General features: G+C 55.6%; 28 protein-coding genes and 4 tRNA genes. All 32 read right to left on the bottom strand.

The window, feature by feature from the left end; translation table 11 throughout:
* Positions 1-3 precede the first annotated feature (3 nt).
* The 32 genes from rplX to birA all read right to left on the bottom strand — a co-directional run bounded on the left by rplX (position 4) and on the right by birA (position 25,140).
* Positions 4-318 (bottom strand): 50S ribosomal protein L24, encoded by a 315-nt coding sequence (rplX, locus tag EIY72_RS22250; protein ID WP_003186046.1) that lies wholly within the window; start codon positions 316-318, stop codon positions 4-6.
* 11 nt (positions 319-329) lie between these two features.
* Complete coding sequence (gene rplN / locus EIY72_RS22245) at positions 330-698, bottom strand: 50S ribosomal protein L14 (protein ID WP_002555479.1); 369 nt, start codon at positions 696-698, stop codon at positions 330-332.
* A gap of 23 nt (positions 699-721) precedes the next feature.
* The gene (gene rpsQ / locus EIY72_RS22240; protein WP_003194644.1) at positions 722-988 is read right to left on the bottom strand and encodes a 30S ribosomal protein S17; all 267 of its coding nucleotides are present in this window, start codon (positions 986-988) and stop codon (positions 722-724) included.
* Between the two features lie 2 nt (positions 989-990).
* A complete protein-coding gene (gene rpmC, locus EIY72_RS22235) occupies positions 991-1,182 on the bottom strand; it encodes a 50S ribosomal protein L29 (RefSeq protein WP_002555481.1) in 192 nt (63 codons plus the stop codon).
* Complete coding sequence (gene rplP / locus EIY72_RS22230; protein ID WP_003176421.1) at positions 1,182-1,595, bottom strand: 50S ribosomal protein L16; 414 nt, start codon at positions 1,593-1,595, stop codon at positions 1,182-1,184. The genes rpmC and rplP overlap by 1 nt, the downstream gene beginning before the upstream one ends.
* A 12-nt stretch (positions 1,596-1,607) precedes the next feature.
* Positions 1,608-2,294 (bottom strand): 30S ribosomal protein S3, encoded by a 687-nt coding sequence (rpsC, locus tag EIY72_RS22225; RefSeq protein ID WP_007970424.1) that lies wholly within the window; start codon positions 2,292-2,294, stop codon positions 1,608-1,610.
* Between the two features lie 13 nt (positions 2,295-2,307).
* A complete protein-coding gene (rplV, locus tag EIY72_RS22220) occupies positions 2,308-2,640 on the bottom strand; it encodes a 50S ribosomal protein L22 (RefSeq protein ID WP_003103908.1) in 333 nt (110 codons plus the stop codon).
* Between the two features lie 11 nt (positions 2,641-2,651).
* Positions 2,652-2,927 (bottom strand): 30S ribosomal protein S19, encoded by a 276-nt coding sequence (rpsS, locus tag EIY72_RS22215; RefSeq protein ID WP_002555486.1) that lies wholly within the window; start codon positions 2,925-2,927, stop codon positions 2,652-2,654.
* 16 nt (positions 2,928-2,943) lie between these two features.
* Positions 2,944-3,768, bottom strand: a complete 825-nt coding sequence (gene rplB, locus EIY72_RS22210) for a 50S ribosomal protein L2 (RefSeq protein ID WP_093229677.1) — start codon at positions 3,766-3,768, stop codon at positions 2,944-2,946.
* Positions 3,769-3,782: 14 nt separating this feature from the next.
* Positions 3,783-4,082, bottom strand: a complete 300-nt coding sequence (rplW, locus tag EIY72_RS22205; RefSeq protein WP_002555488.1) for a 50S ribosomal protein L23 — start codon at positions 4,080-4,082, stop codon at positions 3,783-3,785.
* Positions 4,079-4,681 (bottom strand): 50S ribosomal protein L4, encoded by a 603-nt coding sequence (rplD, locus tag EIY72_RS22200; protein ID WP_003228735.1) that lies wholly within the window; start codon positions 4,679-4,681, stop codon positions 4,079-4,081. The genes rplW and rplD overlap by 4 nt, the downstream gene beginning before the upstream one ends.
* A gap of 12 nt (positions 4,682-4,693) precedes the next feature.
* Positions 4,694-5,329, bottom strand: a complete 636-nt coding sequence (gene rplC / locus EIY72_RS22195) for a 50S ribosomal protein L3 (protein ID WP_093229675.1) — start codon at positions 5,327-5,329, stop codon at positions 4,694-4,696.
* Between the two features lie 80 nt (positions 5,330-5,409).
* Complete coding sequence (gene rpsJ / locus EIY72_RS22190) at positions 5,410-5,721, bottom strand: 30S ribosomal protein S10 (RefSeq protein ID WP_003186070.1); 312 nt, start codon at positions 5,719-5,721, stop codon at positions 5,410-5,412.
* Between the two features lie 158 nt (positions 5,722-5,879).
* Positions 5,880-7,073 (bottom strand): elongation factor Tu, encoded by a 1,194-nt coding sequence (tuf, locus tag EIY72_RS22185; RefSeq protein WP_093229673.1) that lies wholly within the window; start codon positions 7,071-7,073, stop codon positions 5,880-5,882.
* A 31-nt stretch (positions 7,074-7,104) separates the two neighbouring features.
* The gene (gene fusA, locus EIY72_RS22180) at positions 7,105-9,210 is read right to left on the bottom strand and encodes an elongation factor G (RefSeq protein WP_093229670.1); all 2,106 of its coding nucleotides are present in this window, start codon (positions 9,208-9,210) and stop codon (positions 7,105-7,107) included.
* Positions 9,211-9,240: 30 nt separating this feature from the next.
* Positions 9,241-9,711, bottom strand: coding sequence for a 30S ribosomal protein S7 (gene rpsG, locus EIY72_RS22175; protein WP_002555493.1), 471 nt, complete (start codon positions 9,709-9,711; stop codon positions 9,241-9,243).
* Positions 9,712-9,830: 119 nt separating this feature from the next.
* Positions 9,831-10,202, bottom strand: coding sequence for a 30S ribosomal protein S12 (gene rpsL, locus EIY72_RS22170; protein WP_003186084.1), 372 nt, complete (start codon positions 10,200-10,202; stop codon positions 9,831-9,833).
* 216 nt (positions 10,203-10,418) lie between these two features.
* Positions 10,419-14,618, bottom strand: coding sequence for a DNA-directed RNA polymerase subunit beta' (gene rpoC / locus EIY72_RS22165; RefSeq protein ID WP_093229667.1), 4,200 nt, complete (start codon positions 14,616-14,618; stop codon positions 10,419-10,421).
* 64 nt (positions 14,619-14,682) lie between these two features.
* Positions 14,683-18,756: a DNA-directed RNA polymerase subunit beta gene (gene rpoB / locus EIY72_RS22160; protein WP_093229665.1), complete on the bottom strand. Its 4,074-nt coding sequence runs from the start codon at positions 18,754-18,756 to the stop codon at positions 14,683-14,685.
* Between the two features lie 220 nt (positions 18,757-18,976).
* Entirely contained in the window at positions 18,977-19,342 is a 366-nt protein-coding gene (gene rplL / locus EIY72_RS22155; protein ID WP_093229662.1) for a 50S ribosomal protein L7/L12, read from the bottom strand.
* 75 nt (positions 19,343-19,417) lie between these two features.
* Positions 19,418-19,918: a 50S ribosomal protein L10 gene (gene rplJ / locus EIY72_RS22150; protein ID WP_007970413.1), complete on the bottom strand. Its 501-nt coding sequence runs from the start codon at positions 19,916-19,918 to the stop codon at positions 19,418-19,420.
* 198 nt (positions 19,919-20,116) lie between these two features.
* Positions 20,117-20,812 (bottom strand): 50S ribosomal protein L1, encoded by a 696-nt coding sequence (gene rplA / locus EIY72_RS22145; RefSeq protein WP_003228754.1) that lies wholly within the window; start codon positions 20,810-20,812, stop codon positions 20,117-20,119.
* Positions 20,812-21,243: a 50S ribosomal protein L11 gene (gene rplK / locus EIY72_RS22140; RefSeq protein ID WP_007933726.1), complete on the bottom strand. Its 432-nt coding sequence runs from the start codon at positions 21,241-21,243 to the stop codon at positions 20,812-20,814. The genes rplA and rplK overlap by 1 nt, the downstream gene beginning before the upstream one ends.
* 117 nt (positions 21,244-21,360) lie before the next feature.
* A complete protein-coding gene (nusG, locus tag EIY72_RS22135; protein WP_007984405.1) occupies positions 21,361-21,894 on the bottom strand; it encodes a transcription termination/antitermination protein NusG in 534 nt (177 codons plus the stop codon).
* Between the two features lie 9 nt (positions 21,895-21,903).
* On the bottom strand, positions 21,904-22,272 hold the full coding sequence (secE, locus tag EIY72_RS22130; protein WP_007896620.1) for a preprotein translocase subunit SecE: 369 nt from the start codon (positions 22,270-22,272) through the stop codon (positions 21,904-21,906).
* Positions 22,273-22,317: 45 nt separating this feature from the next.
* Positions 22,318-22,393 (bottom strand) — tRNA-Trp (locus tag EIY72_RS22125).
* 173 nt (positions 22,394-22,566) lie between these two features.
* Positions 22,567-22,642, bottom strand: a tRNA-Thr gene (locus EIY72_RS22120).
* A 26-nt stretch (positions 22,643-22,668) separates the two neighbouring features.
* Positions 22,669-22,742: transfer RNA gene (locus EIY72_RS22115), tRNA-Gly, on the bottom strand.
* 23 nt (positions 22,743-22,765) lie between these two features.
* Positions 22,766-22,850, bottom strand: a tRNA-Tyr gene (locus tag EIY72_RS22110).
* 143 nt (positions 22,851-22,993) lie between these two features.
* Positions 22,994-23,434, bottom strand: a complete 441-nt coding sequence (locus EIY72_RS22105; RefSeq protein ID WP_093229659.1) for a hypothetical protein — start codon at positions 23,432-23,434, stop codon at positions 22,994-22,996.
* 7 nt (positions 23,435-23,441) lie between these two features.
* Positions 23,442-24,191, bottom strand: a complete 750-nt coding sequence (locus tag EIY72_RS22100) for a pantothenate kinase (protein WP_093229656.1) — start codon at positions 24,189-24,191, stop codon at positions 23,442-23,444.
* Positions 24,181-25,140 carry a bifunctional biotin--[acetyl-CoA-carboxylase] ligase/biotin operon repressor BirA gene (gene birA / locus EIY72_RS22095; RefSeq protein WP_093229654.1) on the bottom strand — a complete coding sequence of 320 codons (960 nt, stop codon included), beginning with the start codon at positions 25,138-25,140 and terminating at the stop codon, positions 24,181-24,183. The genes EIY72_RS22100 and birA overlap by 11 nt, the downstream gene beginning before the upstream one ends.
* Between the last annotated feature and the right edge of the window lie 196 nt (positions 25,141-25,336).

The raw sequence follows: 25,336 nt of genomic DNA, 5'->3' as shown, positions 1-25,336 counted from the left end.
TGTTCAAGCATCAACCGCTTTTTGGGTCGACTTGAAGACACGAATTTTCTTACCGTCTTCTACTTTGAAACCAACGCGGTCAGCCTTGTTGGTTTCGCCGTTGAAGATGGCGACGTTGGAAGCGTGCAGTGGCGCTTCTTTCTCGACGATACCGCCCTGTACGCCCGACATCGGGTTAGGCTTGGTATGACGCTTGACCAGGTTCAGACCACCAACAACCAGACGGTTGTCAGCAAGAACCTTCAGCACCTTACCGCGCTTACCTTTGTCTTTGCCGGCGATCACGATGATCTCGTCGTCACGACGAATCTTTTGCATGTCGGATCTCCTTACAGCACTTCTGGGGCGAGCGAGACGATCTTCATGAACTTCTCAGTACGAAGTTCACGGGTCACTGGCCCAAAGATACGGGTGCCGATCGGCTCTTGCTTGTTGTTCAGAAGAACAGCAGCGTTGCCATCAAAGCGGATAATGGAGCCATCAGCACGACGTACGCCGTGACGAGTGCGGACTACAACAGCAGTCATCACTTGGCCTTTTTTCACTTTACCGCGAGGAATTGCTTCCTTGACGGTAACTTTGATGATGTCACCGATACCAGCGTAACGACGATGGGAGCCACCCAGCACCTTGATGCACATAACGCGGCGAGCGCCGCTGTTATCGGCCACATCGAGCATGGATTGAGTCTGAATCATATAATTTCTCCGACCCCTAGCCCTTAGACTTCCACAGCGCGTTCGAGAACATCAACCAGCGCCCAAGACTTGGTCTTGGCCATCGGACGAGTTTCACGAATAGTGACTTTGTCGCCGATGTGGCACTGATTGGTTTCGTCGTGCGCGTGCAGCTTAGTCGAACGCTTAACGTATTTACCGTAGATCGGGTGCTTAACGCGACGCTCGATCAGAACGGTGATGGTTTTGTCCATCTTGTCGCTGACAACACGGCCAGTCAGCGTACGGACAGTTTTTTCGGCTTCAGCCATGATCACTTACCTGCCTGCTGGTTGAGCACAGTCTTCACGCGAGCGATGTCACGCTTAACTTGCGAGAGCAGATGCGACTGCCCCAACTGGCCAGTTGCTTTCTGCATGCGCAGATTGAACTGGTCGCGCAGCAAGCCGAGCAGTTGCTCGTTCAGCTGCTGTGCGGATTTTTCACGAAGTTCATTCGCTTTCATCACATCACCGTCCGTTTAACAAAGGAGGTGGCGAGCGGCAGCTTTGCAGCAGCCAGGGCGAAAGCCTCACGCGCCAGCTCTTCAGAAACACCCTCGATTTCATACAGGACTTTGCCTGGCTGAATCTGGGCAACCCAGTATTCCACGTTACCCTTACCTTTACCCATCCGCACTTCGAGAGGCTTCTTGGAGATCGGCTTGTCCGGGAATACACGGATCCAGATCTTGCCGCCACGTTTTACGTGACGGGTCAGAGCACGACGCGCTGACTCGATCTGACGAGCGGTGAGACGACCACGAGCTACAGACTTCAGCGCGAACTCGCCGAAGCTGACTTTGCTACCGCGCTGAGCCAGACCACGGTTGTGGCCGGTCATCTGCTTGCGGAACTTCGTACGCTTTGGTTGCAACATTTGGCGTACCCCTTACTTAGCAGCTTTTTTACGAGGCGCTGGTGCTTGTGGTTTCAGTTCTTCTTGGCGACCACCAATTACTTCGCCTTTGAAGATCCAAACCTTTACACCGATCACACCGTAGGTGGTGTGAGCTTCGTAGTTGGCATAGTCGATGTCGGCACGCAGGGTGTGCAGTGGCACACGACCTTCGCGATACCATTCAGTACGTGCGATTTCAGCACCGCCGAGACGACCGCTCACTTGGATTTTGATGCCTTTGGCACCAATGCGCATGGCGTTCTGTACTGCGCGCTTCATAGCGCGACGGAACATTACGCGACGCTCCAGCTGCTGAGCTACGCTCTGCGCAACCAGCATACCGTCGAGTTCCGGCTTGCGGATCTCTTCGATATTGATGTGCACAGGCACACCCATTTGCTTGGTCAGGTCCTGACGCAGTTTCTCAACATCTTCACCTTTCTTCCCGATAACGATACCTGGACGAGCGGTGTGGATGGTGATGCGTGCAGTTTGAGCCGGACGATGAATATCGATACGGCTTACGGACGCGCTTTTTAGTTTGTCTTGGAGGTACTCACGCACATTCAGATCTGCGAGCAAATAGTCCGCATAAGTCCGACCGTCTGCGTACCAGACGGAGGTGTGCTCCTTGACGATTCCCAGGCGAATGCCAATGGGATGTACTTTCTGACCCATCTCTTCGACTCCGTTACTTGTCAGCAACCTTGACAGTGATATGGCAAGACCGCTTGACGATGCGATCAGCACGGCCTTTGGCACGTGGCATGATGCGCTTCAGCGAACGCCCTTCGTTGACGAAAACAGTGCTGACCTTCAGGTCATCAACGTCTGCGCCTTCGTTATGCTCGGCGTTGGCTACGGCCGACTCCAGCACTTTCTTCATGATCTCGGCGGCTTTCTTACTGCTGAAAGCCAACAGGTTGAGCGCTTCGCCCACCTTCTTCCCGCGGATCTGGTCGGCGACCAAGCGGGCTTTCTGGGCGGAGATTCGAGCGCCCGACAACTTAGCGGCTACTTCCATTTCCTAACCCCTTAACGCTTGGCTTTCTTGTCTGCCACGTGCCCGCGATAAGTGCGGGTACCGGCGAACTCGCCCAGTTTGTGGCCGACCATGTCTTCGTTCACGAGAACTGGGACGTGCTGACGACCGTTGTGTACTGCGATGGTCAGACCGACCATTTGTGGCAGGATCATCGAACGACGCGACCAGGTTTTCACCGGTTTGCGATCGTTCTTTTCCGCCGCCACTTCGATCTTCTTCAGTAGGTGAAGATCGATAAAAGGACCTTTTTTCAGAGAACGTGGCACTGTCGTATCCCTCTATTTACTTGCGACGACGGACGATCATTTTGTCGGTACGCTTATTACCACGAGTCTTCGCGCCCTTAGTCGGGAAGCCCCATGGCGATACCGGATGACGACCACCAGAGGTACGACCTTCACCACCACCATGTGGGTGGTCAACCGGGTTCATGGCAACACCACGAACGGTTGGGCGAACGCCACGCCAGCGTTTGGCACCAGCTTTACCCAGCGAACGCAGGCTGTGCTCGGAGTTCGAGACTTCGCCCAGGGTCGCACGGCATTCAGCCAGGACTTTACGCATTTCACCGGAACGCAGACGCAGGGTAACGTACACGCCTTCACGAGCGATCAACTGAGCCGAAGCACCAGCGGAACGAGCGATCTGAGCGCCTTTACCTGGCTTCAATTCGATGCCGTGTACAGTGGAACCCACTGGGATGTTACGCAGTTGCAGAGCGTTGCCCGGTTTGATCGGAGCCAACGAACCTGCGATCAGCTGGTCGCCAGCACTCACGCCTTTAGGGGCGATGATGTAGCGGCGCTCGCCGTCTGCATAGCACAGCAGTGCGATGTGAGCAGTACGGTTTGGATCGTATTCGATACGCTCGACAGTGGCGACGATGCCATCTTTGTCGTTGCGACGGAAATCGACCATACGGTAATGCTGCTTATGACCACCACCGATGTGACGAGTGGTAATACGGCCATTGTTGTTACGACCACCAGACTTCGATTTCTTCTCGAGCAGCGGTGCGTGAGGAGCGCCTTTATGCAGCTCCTGGTTGACCACCTTGACCACAAAACGGCGGCCAGGGGAAGTCGGTTTGCATTTAACGATTGCCATGATGCACCCCTTCCTTACTCAGCACTGCTGCTGAAATCGAGATCTTGGCCTGGCTGAAGGGAGATAACTGCCTTCTTCCAGTCATTACGCTTGCCCAGACCGCGAGCAGTGCGCTTGCTCTTACCCAGAACATTCAGGGTAGTAACACGCTCTACTTTCACGCTGAACAGGCTTTCGACGGCCTTCTTGATTTCCAGCTTGGTTGCGTCAGTCGCAACCTTGAAAACGAACTGGCCTTTCTTGTCTGCCAGAACCGTAGCCTTCTCGGAAACGTGCGGGCCAAGCAGAACTTTAAATACGCGTTCCTGGTTCATCCCAGCAGCTCCTCGAATTTCTTCACGGCCGACACGGTGATCAACACCTTGTCGTATGCGATCAGACTAACTGGATCGGAACCTTGCACGTCACGTACATCAACGTGTGGCAGGTTACGAGCAGCCAGGTACAGGTTCTGATCAACAGCGTCCGACACGATCAGAACGTCGGTCAGGCTCATGTTGTTCAGTTTGCCCAGCAGGTCTTTGGTTTTCGGCGTTTCAACGGCGAAATCCTGAACCACGACCAGACGATCAGTACGCACCAGCTCAGCAAGGATGGAACGCATTGCTGCGCGGTACATCTTCTTGTTCAGCTTCTGGGAGTGATCCTGTGGACGAGCTGCGAAAGTGGTACCGCCGCCACGCCAGATTGGGCTACGGATAGTACCGGCACGAGCACGGCCAGTACCTTTCTGACGCCATGGGCGCTTGCCGCCACCACGAACGTCGGAACGGGTCTTTTGCTGCTTGGAACCCTGACGACCGCCAGCCATGTAGGCCACGACTGCTTGGTGAACCAGCGTCTCGTTGAACTCGCCGCCAAATGTCAGTTCGGAAACTTCGATCGCTTGAGCGTCATTTACATTTAATTGCATGTCAGCTTCCCCTTAACCGCGAGCCTTGGCTGCTGGACGTACAACCACGTTGCCGCCAGTAGCGCCAGGAACAGCGCCCTTGACCAACAACAGATTGCGTTCAGCGTCCACGCGCACTACTTCGAGGGACTGCACGGTCACGCGCTCAGCGCCCATATGACCGGACATTTTTTTGCCCTTGAATACACGACCAGGAGTCTGGCACTGGCCGATAGAGCCTGGAACGCGGTGGGATACGGAGTTACCGTGGGTGTTATCTTGCCCGCGGAAATTCCAACGCTTGATCGTACCCTGGAAGCCTTTACCCTTGGACTGACCGGTTACATCAACCAGTTGACCAGCGGCGAAGATTTCAGCGTTGATCAGATCGCCGGCCTGGTATTCGCCGTCTTCAAGACGGAATTCCATTACGGTACGACCAGCGGCAACGTTCGCCTTGGCGAAGTGGCCAGCCTGAGCTGCTGTTACACGCGAAGCGCGACGCTCGCCGACAGTGACTTGCACTGCACGATAGCCATCGGTTTCTTCAGTTTTGAACTGGGTGACGCGATTCGGCTCGATCTCAATGACCGTGACCGGAATGGAGACACCTTCTTCGGTGAAAATACGGGTCATGCCCGCTTTTCGACCGACTACACCAATAGTCATGTTGTAAACCTCATGAGTGTACGGGGCTTTCACCCGCTATGGCCGCCCATTTCAGAGCGTTACACGACCAAGACCGAGTCTTAGCCGAGGCTGATCTGCACTTCCACACCGGCCGCAAGATCAAGCTTCATAAGAGCATCAACGGTTTTATCCGTTGGCTGGACGATGTCCAGAACGCGCTTATGAGTACGGATCTCGTACTGGTCACGCGCGTCTTTGTTGACGTGCGGGGAGACCAGAACGGTGAACCGCTCTTTACGGGTAGGCAGTGGAATTGGACCACGCACTTGAGCACCAGTACGTTTCGCGGTTTCCACGATTTCCTGGGTTGATTGGTCGATCAGGCGATGGTCGAAAGCCTTCAACCTGATACGGATTTGCTGATTTTGCATTGGATTTCAGACTCCGGCTGCTATTCCCACCGGGCGCAATACGCCCGTTAAAAGGAGGCGCAATTCTATAGACGCCCCAGATAGGTGTCAACCCAATAAAAAAGCCCCCGCTGAGCGGGGGCTTTTTTCAAAGCATCGAAGCTATCTCAAAAAAGAGATTACTCGATGATTTTAGCTACAACGCCAGCACCAACGGTACGGCCGCCTTCACGGATAGCGAAGCGCAGACCGTCTTCCATTGCGATGGTTTTGATCAGGGTAACAGTCATCTGAATGTTGTCACCTGGCATTACCATTTCAACGCCTTCTGGCAGTTCGCAGTTACCAGTCACGTCAGTAGTACGGAAGTAGAACTGTGGACGGTAGCCTTTGAAGAACGGAGTGTGACGGCCGCCTTCTTCCTTGCTCAGAACGTAAACTTCTGCGGTGAACTTGGTGTGCGGCTTAACCGAACCTGGCTTAACCAGAACCTGGCCACGCTCAACGTCGTCACGCTTGGTACCACGCAGCAGAACGCCGCAGTTCTCGCCAGCACGACCTTCGTCGAGCAGCTTGCGGAACATTTCAACACCGGTGCAGGTGGTGGTGGTGGTGTCACGCAGACCAACGATTTCCAGGGCGTCCTGAACGCGAACGATACCGCGCTCGATACGACCAGTTACAACAGTACCGCGACCGGAGATCGAGAATACGTCTTCGATTGGCATCAGGAACGGCTTGTCGATAGCACGCTCTGGCTCTGGGATGTAGTTGTCCAGAGTTTCTACCAGCTTCTTAACAGCGGTAGTGCCCATTTCGTTGTCGTCTTTGCCTTCCAGAGCCATACGAGCCGAACCGATGATGATCGGAGTGTCGTCGCCTGGGAAGTCATAGGTGGACAGCAGGTCGCGAACTTCCATCTCAACCAGTTCCAGCAGCTCAGCGTCGTCTACCAGGTCAGCCTTGTTCAGGAAAACCACGATGTACGGAACGCCTACCTGACGGGACAGCAGGATGTGCTCACGGGTTTGTGGCATCGGACCATCGGCAGCCGAGCAAACCAGGATCGCGCCGTCCATCTGGGCAGCACCAGTGATCATGTTCTTCACGTAGTCAGCGTGACCTGGGCAGTCAACGTGAGCGTAGTGACGAATGTTCGAGTTGTACTCAACGTGCGCGGTGTTGATGGTAATACCGCGAGCTTTCTCTTCTGGAGCGCTGTCGATCTTGTCGAATTCAACGATTGCGGAACCGAAAACTTCGGAGCAAACGCGAGTCAGAGCTGCGGTCAGAGTGGTTTTACCGTGGTCAACGTGACCGATGGTGCCAACGTTGACGTGCGGAAGGGAACGATCAAATTTTTCTTTAGCCACGACAATTAACTCCTAGCCTAAAGGGGCTGAATCAGCCTTGTTTTTTGGTAACAGTTTCGACGATGTGCGACGGAGCTGTATTGTATTTTTTGAATTCCATAGAGTAGCTTGCGCGACCCTGGGACATCGAACGAACGTCGGTCGCATAACCGAACATTTCGCCCAACGGTACTTCAGCACGGATAACCTTACCGGAAACCGTGTCTTCCATACCCAGAATCATGCCGCGACGACGGTTAAGGTCGCCCATCACGTCACCCATATAGTCTTCAGGCGTAACAACCTCTACCGCCATGATCGGCTCAAGCAGCTCACCACCGCCCTTTTGGGCCAGTTGCTTGGTCGCCATGGAAGCAGCCACCTTAAACGCCATCTCGTTCGAGTCGACGTCGTGGTAGGAACCATCAAACACGGTAGCCTTCAGGCCGATCAGCGGATAGCCGGCAACAACACCGTTCTTCATCTGCTCTTCGATACCCTTCTGGATAGCCGGGATGTATTCCTTAGGAACCACACCACCCACTACTTCGTTCAGGAATTGCAGACCTTCCTGACCTTCGTCAGCAGGTGCAAAACGAATCCAGCAGTGACCGAACTGGCCACGACCGCCGGACTGGCGAACGAACTTGCCTTCGATTTCGCAGCTCTTCGTGATGCGCTCACGATAGGAAACCTGAGGCTTACCGATGTTGGCTTCGACGTTGAACTCACGGCGCATCCGGTCAACCAGGATGTCCAGGTGCAGCTCGCCCATGCCAGAGATGATCGTTTGACCAGTCTCTTCATCAGTCTTGACGCGGAAAGACGGGTCTTCCTGAGCAAGTTTGCCCAGAGCGATACCCATTTTTTCCTGGTCATCCTTGGTCTTAGGCTCAACGGCAACCGAAATAACCGGCTCCGGGAAGTCCATGCGAACCAGGATGATTGGCTTGTCAGCGTTGCACAAAGTTTCACCAGTGGTGACGTCCTTCATGCCGATCAGGGCCGCGATGTCACCAGCGCGTACTTCCTTGATCTCTTCACGGGCGTTTGCGTGCATTTGCACCATACGACCCACGCGCTCTTTCTTGCCTTTAACCGAGTTGATCACGCCGTCGCCGGAGGCCAACACGCCCGAGTAAACGCGGACGAAGGTCAAGGTACCCACGAATGGGTCGGTAGCGATCTTGAACGCCAGAGCCGAGAACGGCTCGTTGTCGTCTGCATGACGCTCCATCTGCTTTTCCTCGTCATCCGGGTCAGTACCCTTGATGGCAGGAATGTCGGTTGGAGCAGGCAGGTAGTCGATAACGGCGTCGAGAACCAGGGGAACGCCCTTGTTCTTGAACGAGGAACCGCAAACAGCCAGAACGATCTCACCAGCGATAGTACGCTGACGCAGAGCGGCCTTGATTTCCTCGATGGAGAGCTCTTCGCCTTCGAGGTACTTGTTCATCAGCTCTTCGCTGGCTTCGGCAGCAGCCTCAACCATGTTGCTGCGCCACTCTTCAGCCAGTTCCTGCAGTTCAGCAGGGATAGCTTCGCGACGTGGAGTCATGCCCTTGTCAGCATCGTTCCAGTAAACCGCTTCCATAGTCATCAGATCGATCTGACCCTGGAAGTTGTCTTCGGAACCGATAGCCAACTGGATTGGCACCGGGGTGTGACCCAGACGCTGCTTGATCTGACCGATCACGCGCAGGAAGTTAGCGCCGGCACGGTCCATCTTGTTCACGTAAACGATACGTGGAACACCGTACTTGTTGGCTTGACGCCATACGGTTTCGGACTGCGGCTCAACGCCGGAAGTACCACAGAACACAACGACCGCGCCGTCGAGTACACGCAGGGAACGCTCTACTTCAATGGTGAAGTCTACGTGGCCTGGGGTATCGATGACGTTGAAGCGATACTGGTCTTTGTGCTGCTTGGCGGAACCCTGCCAGAAGGCGGTAATGGCAGCAGAAGTAATGGTAATACCACGCTCCTGCTCCTGAACCATCCAGTCTGTGGTCGCGGCGCCGTCATGCACCTCGCCCATTTTGTGACTTTTGCCAGTGTAAAAAAGGACGCGCTCGGTGGTGGTGGTTTTACCAGCATCCACGTGTGCAACGATACCAATGTTACGGTAGCGATTAATCGGTGTTGTACGAGCCATAAAGCCCTCGCAAAATTAGTGACGCTAAAATTAGAAGCGGTAGTGCGAGAAAGCCTTGTTGGCTTCAGCCATACGGTGTACGTCTTCACGCTTCTTAACTGCAGCACCTTTACCTTCGGCGGCGTCCAACAGTTCGCCAGCCAAACGCAGAGCCATAGACTTCTCGCCGCGCTTACGGGCGAAGTCTACCAACCAGCGCATTGCCAGAGCGTTACGACGGGACGGACGAACTTCAACCGGAACCTGGTAAGTAGCACCGCCAACACGGCGCGACTTTACTTCGACCAGCGGAGCGATGGCGTCGAGAGCTTTCTCGAAGATTTCCAGGGGGTCGCTGTTCTTGCGTTCTTTAACCTTTTCCAGCGCGCCATAAACGATACGCTCGGCAACGGCTTTCTTGCCGCTTTCCATTACGTGGTTCATGAACTTGGCCAGAATTTGGCTTCCGTATTTTGGATCGTCAAGCACTTCGCGCTTGGCTGCTACGCGTCTTCTTGGCATGGATAAGCCCTCAAACGGTCTTCAGGTTCGCTCGGAATAGGCGCCTCTTACGGCACGCCTCCGACCTTACTCTTATCGACTCAGAAAAATAGAAATCAGTTTTTTGCAGCAAGCGGCCATTACTTCGGACGCTTGGTACCGTACTTCGAACGACCCTGGTTACGACCTTTAACACCGGAAGTATCCAACGAACCGCGAACGGTGTGGTAACGAACACCTGGCAAGTCTTTTACACGACCGCCGCGGATCAGTACCACGCTGTGCTCTTGCAGGTTGTGGCCTTCACCACCGATGTACGAGGAAACCTCGAAACCGTTGGTCAGACGCACACGGCATACTTTACGCAGTGCCGAGTTAGGTTTTTTCGGCGTGGTGGTGTACACACGGGTGCACACGCCACGGCGTTGCGGGCAGTTCTGCAGCGCAGGCACGTCGGATTTCTCGACGATACGCTTACGCGGCTGACGTACCAGCTGGTTGATAGTTGCCATCTACTAGCTCCACTGTTGTCTTGCGACGCTATTGTCTTGCAAGAAAAGCAAAATGGCAGGAACGAGTTCCCGCCAAATTTAGGGGTACAAGAGTCTAAAGAGGATCTTGTCCCCAGTCAAGGCAAGGCCCCGACCTCCCCGCTCATCCAACCTCGACAAATTGTCTCGATTCGATGAACGGAGTGACCAGGGCCTTACGCTCATTCACCGCAGAACTCAGTTACCGCTCGAGTTCAGCGCTTCGGTCAGTGCAGCTTCCACTTCACTGGCGCTTACGCGCAACGGCTTGTCTGCATCACGGCGACGCTTGCGCTCGCTGTGGTAGGCCAGGCCGGTACCAGCCGGGATCAAACGACCCACGACCACGTTTTCTTTCAGGCCGCGCAGGTAGTCGCGCTTGCCGGTTACCGCCGCTTCGGTCAGTACGCGAGTGGTTTCCTGGAAGGAAGCCGCCGAGATGAACGATTCGGTGGACAACGACGCCTTGGTGATACCCAGCAGAACGCGAGTGAACTTGGAGACGAACTTGTCTTCGTTGCTCAAACGCTCGTTCTCTACGAGAACGTGAGTCAATTCCATCTGGTCGCCCTTGATGAAACTGGAATCGCCGGATTCAGCGATTTCAACTTTACGCAGCATCTGACGCAGGATGGTCTCGATGTGCTTGTCGTTGATCTTCACGCCTTGCAGACGGTAAACGTCCTGGATCTCGTTAACAATGTACTTGGCCAGCGCACTCACACCCAGCAGACGCAGGATGTCATGTGGATCGCTCGGGCCGTCGGAGATAACTTCGCCGCGGTTTACCTGTTCGCCTTCGAACACGTTCAGGTGACGCCACTTCGGAATCAGCTCTTCATACGGATCGCTACCGTCGTTCGGGGTGATAACCAGACGGCGCTTGCCTTTGGTCTCTTTACCGAACGCGATGGTGCCGCTGACTTCAGCCAGAATCGACGCTTCTTTCGGACGACGGGCTTCGAACAGGTCGGCAACACGCGGCAGACCACCGGTGATGTCACGGGTCTTCGAAGTTTCCTGCGGGATACGAGCGATAACATCACCGATCGCAATCTTCGCACCGTCCGCTACACCGACCAGGGCGTTGGCTGGCAGGAAGTACTGAGCGATAACGTCAGTGCCTGGCAGCAACAGATCCTTGCCGTTGTCGTCGACCATCTTCACGGCTGGACGGATGTCCTTGCCGGCAGCTGGACGATCTTTCGCGTCAAGTACTTCAATGTTGGTCATACCGGTCAATTCGTCAGTCTGACGCTTGATCGTGATGCCTTCTTCCATGCCCACGTAGGTCACGGTACCTTTCATTTCGGTAACGATCGGGTGAGTGTGCGGATCCCACTTGGCCACGATGGCACCAGCGTCGACCTTGTCACCTTCTTTAACCGAAATCACGGCACCGTACGGCAGCTTGTAACGCTCGCGCTCACGACCGAAGTCATCAGCGATGGCCAGCTCACCGGAACGGGACACGGCAACCAGGTGACCATCCACTCGCTCAACGTGTTTCAGGTTGTGCAGACGGACGGTACCGCCATTCTTCACCTGAACGCTGTCGGCTGCGGAGGTCCGGCTTGCCGCACCACCGATGTGGAACGTACGCATCGTCAGCTGGGTACCCGGCTCACCGATGGACTGGGCAGCGATAACGCCGACCGCTTCACCGATGTTCACCTGGTGACCACGGGCCAGATCACGGCCGTAGCACTTGGCGCAAATGCCGTAGCGGGTTTCGCAGCTGATCGGCGAACGCACGATCACTTCGTCGATGCTGTTCAGCTCGATGAACTCGACCCACTTCTCGTCTACCAGGGTGCCGGCAGGAACGATGACGTCCTCGGTACCTGGCTTGAATACGTCACGGGCGATAACACGACCCAATACGCGTTCACCCAACGGCTCTACAACGTCACCGCCTTCAATGTGCGGAGTCATCAGCAGACCGTGCTCGGTGCCGCAATCGATCTCGGTTACAACCAGATCTTGTGCCACGTCTACCAGACGACGAGTCAGGTAACCGGAGTTAGCGGTTTTCAACGCGGTATCCGCCAGACCTTTACGAGCACCGTGAGTGGAGATGAAGTACTGGAGTACGCTCAAACCTTCACGGAAGTTCGCAGTAATCGGCGTTTCAATGATGGAACCGTCCGGCTTGGCCATCAGGCCACGCATACCGGCCAGCTGACGAATCTGTGCTGCGGAACCCCGCGCACCCGAGTCGGCCATCATGTACATCGAGTTGAAGGACTCTTGGTCGACTTCGTCGCCATGACGGTCGATGACTTTCTCTTTCGAGAGGTTGGCCATCATCGCCTTGGAAACTTCGTCGTTCGCCTTCGACCAAAGGTCGATCACTTTGTTGTACTTCTCGCCCTGGGTTACCAGGCCGGAGGCGTACTGGCTCTCGATCTCTTTCACTTCGTCGGTGGCAGCACCGATGATGCGGGCTTTTTCATCCGGGATAACGAAGTCGTTAACACCGATGGAAACGCCGGAAATGGTCGAGTAAGCAAAACCGGTGTACATCAACTGGTCAGCGAAGATCACGGTCTCTTTCAGACCAACCACGCGGTAGCACTGGTTGATCAGCTTGGAGATCGCCTTTTTCTTCATCGGCAGGTTGACGACGTCGAACGACAGGCCTTTTGGCACAACCTGGAACAACAGCGCACGGCCGACAGTGGTGTCGACGATACGGGTGTTGGTCACGCTGCCGCCATCACGGTCGTTGACGGTTTCGTTGATCCGCACCTTGACCTTGGCGTGCAGTGCGGCTTCGCCGGCACGGAACACACGGTCAACTTCCTGCAGATCCGCGAACACACGACCTTCGCCCTTGGCGTTGATCGCTTCACGAGTCATGTAGTACAGACCCAATACAACGTCCTGCGACGGAACGATGATTGGCTCACCGTTGGCTGGCGACAGAATGTTGTTGGTCGACATCATCAACGCACGCGCTTCGAGCTGGGCTTCCAGCGTCAGCGGTACGTGCACGGCCATTTGGTCGCCGTCGAAGTCGGCGTTGTACGCAGCACAGACCAGAGGGTGCAGCTGGATAGCCTTACCTTCGATCAGTACCGGTTCAAACGCCTGGATACCCAGACGGTGAAGGGTCGGTGCACGGTTGAGCAGCACTGGGTGTTCGCGAATCACTTCAGCGAGAACGTCCCAAACCTCTGGCAGCTCGCGCTCGACCATCTTCTTGGCAGCTTTGATGGTGGTAGCGAGACCACGCATTTCCAGCTTGCCGAAAATGAACGGCTTGAACAGCTCGAGAGCCATTTTCTTCGGCAGACCGCACTGGTGCAGACGCAGGGTCGGACCTACGGTAATTACCGAACGACCGGAGTAGTCAACACGCTTACCGAGCAAGTTCTGACGGAAACGACCTTGCTTACCCTTGATCATGTCAGCCAGGGATTTCAGAGGACGCTTGTTGGAACCGGTGATAGCGCGGCCACGACGACCGTTGTCGAGCAGTGCGTCGACGGCTTCCTGCAACATACGCTTTTCGTTGCGCACGATGATGTCCGGAGCGGACAGATCCAGCAGGCGCTTCAAACGGTTGTTACGGTTGATCACTCGACGATACAGATCGTTGAGGTCGGAAGTCGCGAAGCGACCGCCATCCAGCGGGACCAGTGGACGCAGATCTGGCGGCAGAACCGGCAGAACGGTCAGCACCATCCACTCTGGCAGGTTGCCGGAACCCTGGAAGGCTTCCATCAACTTCAGACGCTTGGACAGCTTCTTGATTTTGGTTTCGGAGTTGGTTTGCGGAATTTCTTCACGCAGACGGCCAATCTCGTGTTCCAGGTCGATAGCGTGCAGCAGTTCGCGGACAGCTTCGGCACCCATGCGGGCATCGAAATCGTCGCCGAACTCTTCCAGCGCTTCGAAGTACTGCTCGTCGTTCAGCAGCTGACCTTTTTCAAGGGTGGTCATGCCTGGATCGATAACGACATAGCTCTCGAAGTAGAGAACACGCTCGATATCACGCAGGGTCATGTCCATCAGCAAGCCGATACGGGACGGCAGCGATTTCAGGAACCAGATGTGGGCAACCGGCGAAGCCAGTTCGATGTGCGCCATGCGCTCACGACGAACTTTTGCCAGTGCGACTTCAACGCCACACTTCTCGCAGATCACACCGCGATGCTTCAAGCGCTTGTACTTACCGCACAGGCACTCGTAATCCTTTACCGGGCCAAAGATCTTGGCGCAGAACAGGCCGTCACGCTCAGGTTTGAACGTACGGTAGTTGATGGTTTCCGGCTTTTTAACTTCACCGAACGACCACGAACGGATCATCTCAGGCGATGCCAATCCGATACGGATGGCGTCGAACTCTTCGACTTGACCCTGGTTTTTCAGCAAATTCAGTAGGTCTTTCAAGGCCTTTCCTCCTGGCGGAGCAGAGAGCGGGCAGTCCTGCCCCGCTCTCGATTCGCGTCACGTGTTATTCGGTTTCCAGATCGATATCGATGCCGAGGGAACGAATTTCCTTGATCAACACGTTGAAGGACTCGGGCATGCCCGGCTCCATACGGTGATCGCCATCCACGATGTTCTTGTACATCTTGGTACGGCCGTTCACATCGTCCGACTTCACTGTGAGCATTTCTTGCAGAGTGTAAGCGGCACCGTATGCTTCCAGTGCCCAGACCTCCATCTCCCCGAAACGCTGACCACCGAACTGCGCCTTACCACCCAGCGGCTGCTGGGTAACCAGGCTGTACGAACCGGTAGAACGCGCGTGCATCTTGTCGTCTACCAAGTGGTTCAGCTTCAGCATGTACATGTAGCCAACGGTTACCGGGCGCTCGAACTTGTTGCCGGTACGGCCGTCGGTCAGCTGCATCTGGCCGCTTTCTGGCAGGTCTGCCAGTTTCAGCATGGCCTTGATTTCGCTTTCCTTGGCGCCGTCGAACACTGGAGTGGCCATTGGAACGCCGCCACGCAGGTTTTGAGCCAGGTCCAGGATTTCCTGGTCCGAGAAGTCATCGAGGCTTTCCTGACGACCGCCGATCTCGTTGTAGATCTCGTGCAGGAATTTGCGCAGCTCGGCAACCTTGCGCTGCTCTTCAACCATGCGGTTGATCTTCTCGCCCAGACCTTTCGCCGCGAGGCCCAGGTGGGTTTCAAGGATCTGACCGACGTTCATACGCGAAGGTACGCCCAGCGGGTTGAGGACTACGTCGACCGGGGTGCCATTGGCATCGTGCGGCATGTCTTCAACCGGCATGATCACGGAGACCACACCCTTGTTACCGTGACGACCGGCCATCTTGTCGCCCGGCTGGATGCGACGACGGATTGCCAGGTAAACCTTGACGATTTTCAGCACGCCCGGAGCCAGGTCATCGCCCTGCTGCAGTTTGCGCTTCTTGTCTTCGAACTTGTCGTCCAGCAGACGGCGACGATCAACGATGTAGGCCTGGGCCTTCTCGAGCTGCTCGTTCAGAGCATCTTCAGCCATGCGCAGTTTGAACCACTGGCCGTGCTCAAGACCGTCGAGTACTTCGTCGGTGATGTCCTGGCCTTTCTTCAGACCGGCGCCGCCTTCGGCTTTGTGGCCGACCAGAGCGGAGCGCAGACGTTCGAAAGTAGCGCCTTCGACGATGCGGAACTCTTCGTTCAGATCCTTGCGGATCTCGTCCAGTTGGGACTTCTCGATCGACAGTGCACGAGCATCACGCTCAACGCCGTCGCGGGTGAAGACCTGTACGTCGATGACAGTACCTTTGGTACCGGTAGGTACACGCAGGGAGGTGTCTTTAACGTCGCTGGCTTTTTCACCGAAGATCGCACGCAGCAGTTTTTCTTCCGGAGTCAGTTGGGTCTCGCCTTTCGGAGTGACCTTACCGACCAGGATGTCGCCTGCGCCAACTTCAGCACCTACGTAAACGATACCGGCTTCGTCCAGCTTGTTCAGTGCAGCTTCACCCACGTTCGGGATGTCCGCAGTGATTTCCTCTGGGCCAAGCTTGGTGTCACGGGCCACACAGGTCAGTTCCTGAATGTGGATCGTGGTGAAACGGTCTTCCTGAACAACACGCTCGGACAGGCAGATGGAGTCTTCGAAGTTGAAGCCGTTCCATGCCATGAACGCGATGCGCATGTTCTGACCCAGCGCCAGCTCACCCATGTCGGTGGACGGGCCGTCGGCCATGATGTCGCTACGCTGAACCCGATCACCCTTACGCACCAGCGGACGCTGGTTGATGCAGGTGTTCTGGTTGGAGCGGGTGTACTTGGTCAGGTTGTAGATGTCGACACCGGCTTCACCGGTTTCAACTTCGTCATCGGCAACACGAACCACGATACGGCTGGCGTCGACGGAGTCGATCACGCCGCCACGACGAGCCACGACGCAAACGCCGGAGTCACGGGCTACGTTACGCTCCATGCCGGTACCTACCAGCGGCTTGTCAGCGCGCAGGGTCGGTACAGCTTGACGCTGCATGTTCGAACCCATCAACGCACGGTTGGCGTCGTCGTGCTCGAGGAACGGAATCAGCGACGCAGCAACCGAAACTACCTGCTTCGGCGATACGTCCATCAAGGTGACGTCTTCCGGCGCCTTGACGGTGAATTCGTTCAGGTGACGAACAGCTACCAGCTCGTCGATCAGGACTTTCTTGTCGTTCATCGTGGCCGAAGCCTGAGCGATCACGTGATCAGCTTCTTCGATGGCGGACAGGAACACGATCTCGTCGGTGACCAGAGCGTCTTTCACCACGCGGTACGGGCTCTCGAGGAAGCCGTACTGGTTGGTGCGCGCATAGGCAGCCAGGGAGTTGATCAGACCGATGTTCGGACCTTCCGGCGTTTCAATCGGGCATACACGACCGTAGTGAGTCGGGTGTACGTCACGAACTTCAAAGCCCGCGCGCTCACGAGTCAGACCGCCAGGGCCGAGTGCGGAAACACGACGCTTGTGGGTGATCTCGGACAACGGGTTGTTCTGGTCCATGAACTGCGACAGCTGGCTGGAACCGAAGAACTCTTTCACCGCCGCAGCCACTGGCTTAGCGTTGATCAGGTCTTGCGGCATCAGGCCTTCGCTTTCAGCCATCGACAGACGCTCTTTGACCGCACGCTCAACACGTACCAGGCCAACGCGGAACTGGTTCTCGGCCATTTCGCCTACGCAGCGAACACGACGGTTACCCAGGTGGTCGATGTCGTCGACAATGCCTTTACCGTTACGGATGTCGACCAGGGTCTTCAGTACCGCGACGATGTCTTCCTTGCACAGCACGCCCGAACCTTCGATCTCGGTACGACCGATACGACGGTTGAACTTCATCCGGCCGACCGCAGACAGGTCATAGCGCTCAGGGCTGAAGAACAGGTTGTTGAACAGGGTCTCGGCAGCGTCTTTGGTTGGCGGCTCGCCAGGACGCATCATGCGATAGATCTCGACCAGCGCTTCCAGTTGGTTGCTGGTGGAGTCGATCTTCAGCGTGTCGGAGACGAACGGACCGCAGTCGATATCGTTGGTGTACAGAGTTTCGATGCGAACAACGCCGGCCTTGGCGATTTTCGCCAGGATCTCGGTGTTCAGCTCGGTGTTGCACTCTGCCAGGATTTCGCCGGTTGCCGGATGCACGATGACCTTGGCGGTTGTGCGACCCAGGACGTAGTCCAGAGGCACATCCAGCTCTTTGATCCCGGCTTTTTCCAGCTGGTTGATGTGGCGAGCGGTGATACGACGACCCTGCTCGACAATAACCTTGCCTTTGTCATCCTGGATGTCCAGGACAGCGATTTCACCGCGCAGGCGCTGAGGCACCAGCTCCAGGCTCAGGCTTTCGCCCTTCACGTGGAATACGTTGGTGGTGTAGAACGCGTCCAGCACTTCTTCGGTGGTGTAGCCGAGCGCGCGCAGCAGTACCGATGCAGGCAGCTTGCGACGACGGTCGATACGCACGAATACGCAGTCTTTCGGGTCGAACTCGAAGTCCAGCCACGAACCGCGGTAAGGAATGATGCGCGCGGAGTACAGCAGTTTACCGGAGCTGTGCGTCTTGCCACGGTCGTGGTCGAAGAACACGCCCGGGGAACGGTGCAGCTGGGAAACGATTACACGCTCGGTACCGTTGATTACGAAGGTACCGTTTTCAGTCATCAGGGGGATTTCACCCATGTAGACTTCTTGCTCTTTGATGTCCTTGATCGCTTTGTTCGACGATTCTTTGTCGAAAATGATCAGGCGCACTTTTACCCGCAAAGGTACGGCGTAAGTTACACCGCGCAATACGCATTCTTTGACATCAAATGCCGGTTCGCCCAGACGATATCCGACGTACTCCAGCGCAGCATTGCCGGAGTAGCTGATGATCGGGAAAACGGATTTGAAGGCCGCATGCAGGCCCACGTCGCGGAACTGATCTTTAGTCGCTCCCGCTTGCAAGAATTCACGATACGAATCCAGCTGGATGGCCAGGAGGTACGGCACATCCATGACGTCCGGCAACTTGCTAAAGTCCTTGCGGATACGTTTTTTCTCAGTATATGAGTAAGCCATCAGCGTTCCCCAGCTTGGTCACCTGCTTGTTTGGCCCCTCCCGACGGGAGCAGCCAGAAAATCGTGCAAACCCCATGGTTTGCGCCACCGCATCGGGTGGTTACAGCACGTTGTCGGCGCCGACCGAGTCGGCTGCCAATAACGGAAAAAGGCCGGTGGCAAGAGCCACCAGCCATCAGCCTGTCGCTTAACGCTCGGGCTGGAGGAGCAAAGTCGATGCTTACTTCAGCTCGACTTTAGCGCCTGCTTCTTCCAGAGCTGCTTTGGCTTTGTCAGCTGCGTCTTTGGCAACAGCTTCCAGAACCATGGCAGGTGCGCCGTCAACTACAGCCTTGGCTTCTTTCAAGCCCAGACCGGTCAGTTCACGTACAGCCTTGATCACGTTAACTTTCTTCTCGCCAGCTTCGGTCAGCATGACGTTGAATTCGGTTTGCTCTTCAGCAGCGGCAACAGCAACAGCTGGACCAGCCGATGCAGCAGCAGCGGTAACGCCGAATTTTTCTTCGAAAGCTTTGATCAGTTCAACAACTTCCATTACGGACATGTTGCCAACGGCTTCAAGGATATCGTTCTGAGAGATAGACATGAATCTAATTCCTGATATTGGGGACGGCCTACGCGACCATCGAAAAAAACAAAAAACGCGAGAAGTTGACGAGCCTTAGGCTGCAGCAGCTTCTTTCTGGTCGCGAATTGCCGCCAGAGTACGAGCCAATTTGCTGGTAGCGCCTTGAATCACGCTCATCAGCTGAGAAATTGCTTCGTCACGGGTCGGCAGAGTTGCCAGTACGTCGATTTGGTTAGCTGCGAGGAACTTGCCCTCGAACGCAGCTGCCTTGATCTCGAACTTGTCCTGACCCTTTGCGAACTCTTTGAAGATCCGGGCAGCAGCGCCTGGATGTTCTTTCGAGAATGCAATCAGGGTAGGGCCGGTGAACACGTCGTTGAGAACACTGAATTCAGTGTCAGCAACAGCGCGCTTGAGCAGGGTGTTACGTACAACACGTACGTAAACGCCAGCTTCACGAGCCTCTTTACGGAGTCCGGTCATCGCGCCTACTGTTACGCCACGGGCATCAGCCACGACAGCGGACAGAGCGACTTTGGCAGCCTCGTTGACTTCAGCGACGATGGCCTTCTTGTCTTCGAGTTTAATTGCCACGGGTTTAACTCCTGCTTGTTACCGTTTCATCTGGCCGGAGCCGGATGTCGTTTTGGTGTCTGATTCGGTAAGGAACCGGGAGCACCATCTGCGTAGGCTTGTGGTTTAAGACTTGCGTCGCCTACGGTCTTGGATAGCCCCCGCCAGGCAGGGACCCCAATCTTTCAACTGGCGCGAATAATCGCGCCAATCTTAGTCTTACGCGTCCAGCGAGCTCTGGTCGATAACCAGACCTGGGCCCATGGTGGTGCTCAGGGTAACGCGCTTGACGTAAATGCCTTTCGAGGAAGCTGGCTTGATACGCTTCAGATCAGCGATCAGGGCTTCAACGTTTTCCTTCAGCTTGACGGCGTCGAAGCCGATCTTGCCAACGGAAGTGTGGATGATGCCGTTTTTGTCGGTGCGATAACGAACCTGACCAGCCTTGGCGTTTTTAACCGCGGTAGCTACGTCTGGAGTTACGGTGCCGACTTTAGGGTTAGGCATCAGGCCACGTGGACCGAGGATCTGACCCAGTTGACCCACAACGCGCATGGCATCCGGGGATGCGATGACTACGTCATAGTTCAGGTCGCCGCCTTTCATTTCGGCAGCCAGGTCGTCCATACCTACACGGTCAGCGCCGGCAGCCAGAGCGGCCTCAGCAGCTGGACCCTGGGTGAACACGGCAACGCGAACGGTCTTGCCAGTGCCGTGTGGCAGCACAGTAGCGCTACGAACGACCTGGTCGGATTTACGCGGGTCTACACCCAGGTTTACAGCAACGTCGAACGACTCGCTGAACTTGACTGTCGACAGCTCGGCCAGCAGAGCAGCGGCGTCTACAATGTTGTAGGCCTTGCCTGCTTCGATTTTGCCGGCGATAGCCTTTTGACGCTTGGTCAGCTTAGCCATTACACACCCTCCACGTTAAGGCCCATGCTACGAGCAGAACCGGCGATAGTACGCACGGCTGCTTCCATATCAGCTGCAGTCAGATCCGCGTTTTTGGTTTTCGCGATTTCTTCCAGCTGAGCACGGGTCACGGTGCCAACCTTAACGGTGTTCGGACGAGCGGAACCGCTGGTCAGACCGGCCGCCTTCTTCAGCAGAACCGAAGCAGGGGTGGATTTGGTTTCGAAAGTGAAGCTACGGTCGCTGTAGACAGTGATGATCACTGGAGTCGGCAGACCTGGCTCAAGACCCTGAGTACGGGCGTTGAAAGCCTTGCAGAATTCCATGATGTTCACGCCGTGCTGACCCAGAGCAGGACCAACAGGTGGGCTTGGGTTAGCCTGAGCGGCCTTCACTTGCAGCTTGATGTAAGCGGTAATCTTCTTGGCCATGAGGCACTCCAATTACGGGTTCGAACGCCTCGAAAGGCTCCCCGGTTACTTGCGCGTTTATCCCAGTGACGACAAAACCCCACAGCCTATGGCTGCGGGGTTGGGATTTTTGCTCAACTAGACCTTTTCGACCTGGCTGAACTCGAGCTCCACCGGAGTAGAGCGACCGAAAATGAGCACTGCGACCTGGATCCGGCTCTTTTCGTAGTTAACTTCTTCAACAACACCGGTAAAGTCAGCGAACGGACCGTCGTTAACACGTACCGACTCACCCGGCTCGAACAACGTCTTCGGCTTCGGCTTGTCGCTACCATCAGCAACGCGACGCAGGATCGCTTCTGCTTCTTTATCGGTGATCGGTGCAGGCTTATCGGCAGTACCGCCAATGAAACCCATCACCCGAGGCGTGTCCTTGACCAAGTGCCAAGTACCCTCGTTCATATCCATCTGCACCAGCACGTAGCCAGGGAAGAACTTACGCTCGCTTTTGCGCTTCTGGCCATTGCGCATTTCAACCACTTCTTCAGTGGGGACCAGAATCTCGCCGAAGCCATCTTCCATGCCAGCCAGCTTTACGCGCTCGATGAGCGAGCGCATTACATGCTTCTCGTAACCGGAGTAAGCATGCACAACATACCAACGCTTAGCCACGGGACACCCTTAGCCGACAATCAAGGAAACAAGCCAGCCGAGCAGGGAATCAAGCCCCCACAACAGCAACGCCATAACCAGGACAACAGCCACAACGATCAACGTGGTCTGCGTGGTTTCTTGGCGAGTTGGCCATACGACTTTACGAATTTCAGTGCGCGCTTCCTTAACCAGTACAAAGAAAGACTTGCCCTTGACTGTCTGCAGGCCTACAAAGGCAGCTACGGCAGCAATAACAAGCAAAGCGAGTACGCGGTACAGGATCGGCGAAGCAGAGTAATACTGATTGCCAACAACGCCAACAACCACCAAAGCGACTACTACAAGCCACTTGAGGAGGTCGAAACGAGAGCCTTGAGCTTCAGCTTTAGGAGTCATCTATGAAGATCCTGTGAAAAGAAAGCCAGACACACCGAGTGAATCTGGCAGGTCAGGAGGGAATCGAACCCCCAACCTACGGTTTTGGAGACCGTCGCTCTGCCAATTGAGCTACTGACCTAAAACAAAATCAGGCCGACCATTATGCAGACCTGAAAAAGACTTTACAACCACTTGCTAGGCGACCCGACTAAAACACCCCGACCTACAAGAGCAACAACCTTGAGGCTCTCTACGGGGCGCAGCCTTAGCCGCCTAAAACAAAGGCAGATATTTTCATATCTGCCTTCTGTATGGAGCTCTTGAGCGGATTTGAACCGCTGACCTCACCCTTACCAAGGGTGTGCTCTACCAACTGAGCTACAAGAGCGTAACACTGTGCAAAACCTGTAAACTTGGAGCGGGTAGCGGGAATCGAACCCGCATCATCAGCTTGGAAGGCTGAGGTTCTACCACTAAACTATACCCGCGAGGCTTACAGCTCTCGCTAAAATGGTGGAGGGGGAAGGATTCGAACCTTCGAAGTCGTAGACGTCAGATTTACAGTCTGATCCCTTTGGCCGCTCGGGAACCCCTCCTAAGCGAGCCGGCATTCTACATCATGCCAGCCTTCTGTCAAGCATTTTTCTCATTAAAAACCTGAGCTTAGCTGCGTTGACCTCGCTTCACATCGTTTGCCGTTTCCGGTGTTCCCTGTGGAGCGGGCGCCATTCTATGCAAACTATTCGAAGGGCGCAACCCCCTCGCAAGGCATTATTTTATGTTTTAACTCATTGAATTCTTTAGAAAGGTTTTGCAGCTGCACGTCGTCCAACCAGCGCCGGCTTTCAGGGGCAATACGTACCCAGTAACCAGCCGATTCGGACGCTGCCTTGGGCAAGGTTTGAAATTTGACATCCATCCCCGTCAAGCGCCGCTCAACGGCCTGGGCGGACTCCTGGCGAACGTAGCCACCTACGTAAAGGCAACCACTGTCGACGGGCGCAGACTTGGCCTTGTCCCGAGTGACGTCTCCAGCCTCACTCAATAAGCGGATGTCCTGCTGACTTCCGCGATACAAACTCAGCGGCGTGACATCCTTCGCACGCAGGGGAGCCTCCTGTTGATGCCAGATGTAGTAGAAGCCGTTGAGAACAAGCAGCAACAGGAACAACCAACGCATAAGGACCTCAAGACAAAGGGCAGGCCATGGCCAAGCCGACAAACACCAGGTCGGGAACAACCCTGGCCTCGGGTACGACCTCGGATACCAGGTCCGCGTCCCCTCCCGTGAGAAACACGACGAAGTTCTCACCCCAATAGCTGCGGGCCAGTTCAAGCTGAGTCATCACAAAACCACGCAGCATCAACAGACAACCACGCTCGACCGCCTCAACCGTCGTCCGCCCCGGCACAAGACTTTCCAGGGCACGTTCGGCAGCTACGTCGCCATAGCGGATCTTTCGCGTATGTGTACGCAACTGGTTGCGCATCAATGGCATGCCTGGGCAAATGAACCCGCCGAGATGCTCGCCATCGGGCGCAATAAAGTCCGCGGTGACCGCTGTACCAAAGTCCAGGACCAGGCACGCACCTGCCGCGAGATGAAAGCCCCCGAGCATTGCGAGCCAACGATCAAGACCAAGGCGTTCGAATGACTCATATCCGTTGCGCACACCCGACATTTCAAGCGCAGGCGCCGCACAAACCGCAGAGACTCCGAAAGTCGCCGATAGCAAGGCGGTCAAGGACGCGGTTTCCTCGGCAGTTCTGACACTCACCAGCCGGCAGAACACCAGAGAAAGCCCTTCGATCGCCCTTACACCGTCCAGCAACGCAAGATCGGAGTCGACAACCCCCTCACCCATTACCTGCCGGGCATTGGCTGCGAGCACGCGCCATTTGATAAAACTGTTTCCGCAGTCGAGCTCAAGAATCATCACGCAACCTCAAACTCAACTCACCGCCACTGAAGACCTTCTCCACACCATCCACCTTCAAGCGCAGCGCACCCTGGCTATCGATACCCAGCACCTCACCTTCTATTTGGTGAGTGCCTGCTATCAGTGACACATTTCGTCCCTGCCACAGATGACTCTGCTCCCACTCAGGCTGGATCGCCATGAAACCACCCTCCTGATGACGAGCAAGATACTTCTGCAGCATCAAACTCAGTTCCGCGACCAGCCTGTTGCGATCGAACAACTGCCCCGACTCAAGACGCATGGATGTCCACTGCTGATCAACCTCTTCGGTCGATTGCATGTTCACATTTATGCCTACGCCAAGCACTACGTGGCAAACGTCCGCAGGATCGCCCACCAACTCAAGCAATATGCCGGCGATTTTTTTCTGCCCCACCAGGACGTCGTTGGGCCATTTCAATCCAGCATTGGAGATGCCGAGCTGACGCAGCGTCTGTAGAACAGCGAGCCCGACCACGAGACTCAACCCTTCCAGTTGGCGCATACCGCCTTCGATACGCAGCACCAGGCTGTAGTAGACATTTTCAGCGAAAGGGCTTGCCCACTTACGCCCTCGCCGTCCGCGCCCCGCCGTTTGCCGCTCAGCAAGAACCAGGAGAGGGGCCACGCCACCATGCTCTATCGCTCGAAGAGCCGCAGCATTCGTGGAGTCGATTGAATCGTGAACCTGGACAGGCCAGGCGCATGAGGCCGATTGAGACTGTATTACGCCGGGATCAAGGAGCGCCAATGGCGCAGACAATTGATAGCCCCGACCACGGATCTTGTGAATAGACAGCCCCAGTTCAGCCTCCAATTGCTGAAGCTGCTTCCATACTGCGCTACGACTGACGCCCAAGGCAGCACCCAGGGCCTGCCCAGAATGAAATCGACCATCTTCAAGAAGCTTTAACAACGTCAGCATGCAAGTCCCGCCTCACAATGAGGTCCGCATAATAGCCACGCCATGAGCCATTGCATAGAATTCCGAGCATCGAGACTTTTCCGCGGCCAAAAACAAAACCCCAACTGCTTTCGCAATTGGGGTTTCGGAATTTAATCTTGACGATGACCTACTCTCACATGGGGAAACCCCACACTACCATCGGCGATGCATCGTT

Source organism: Pseudomonas vancouverensis, from assembly GCF_004348895.1.
In the GTDB taxonomy this organism is placed as follows: domain Bacteria; phylum Pseudomonadota; class Gammaproteobacteria; order Pseudomonadales; family Pseudomonadaceae; genus Aquipseudomonas; species Aquipseudomonas vancouverensis.
The sequence above is the reverse complement of the archived record's forward strand: the minus strand, read 5'-3'. Positions and strand labels throughout refer to the sequence as shown.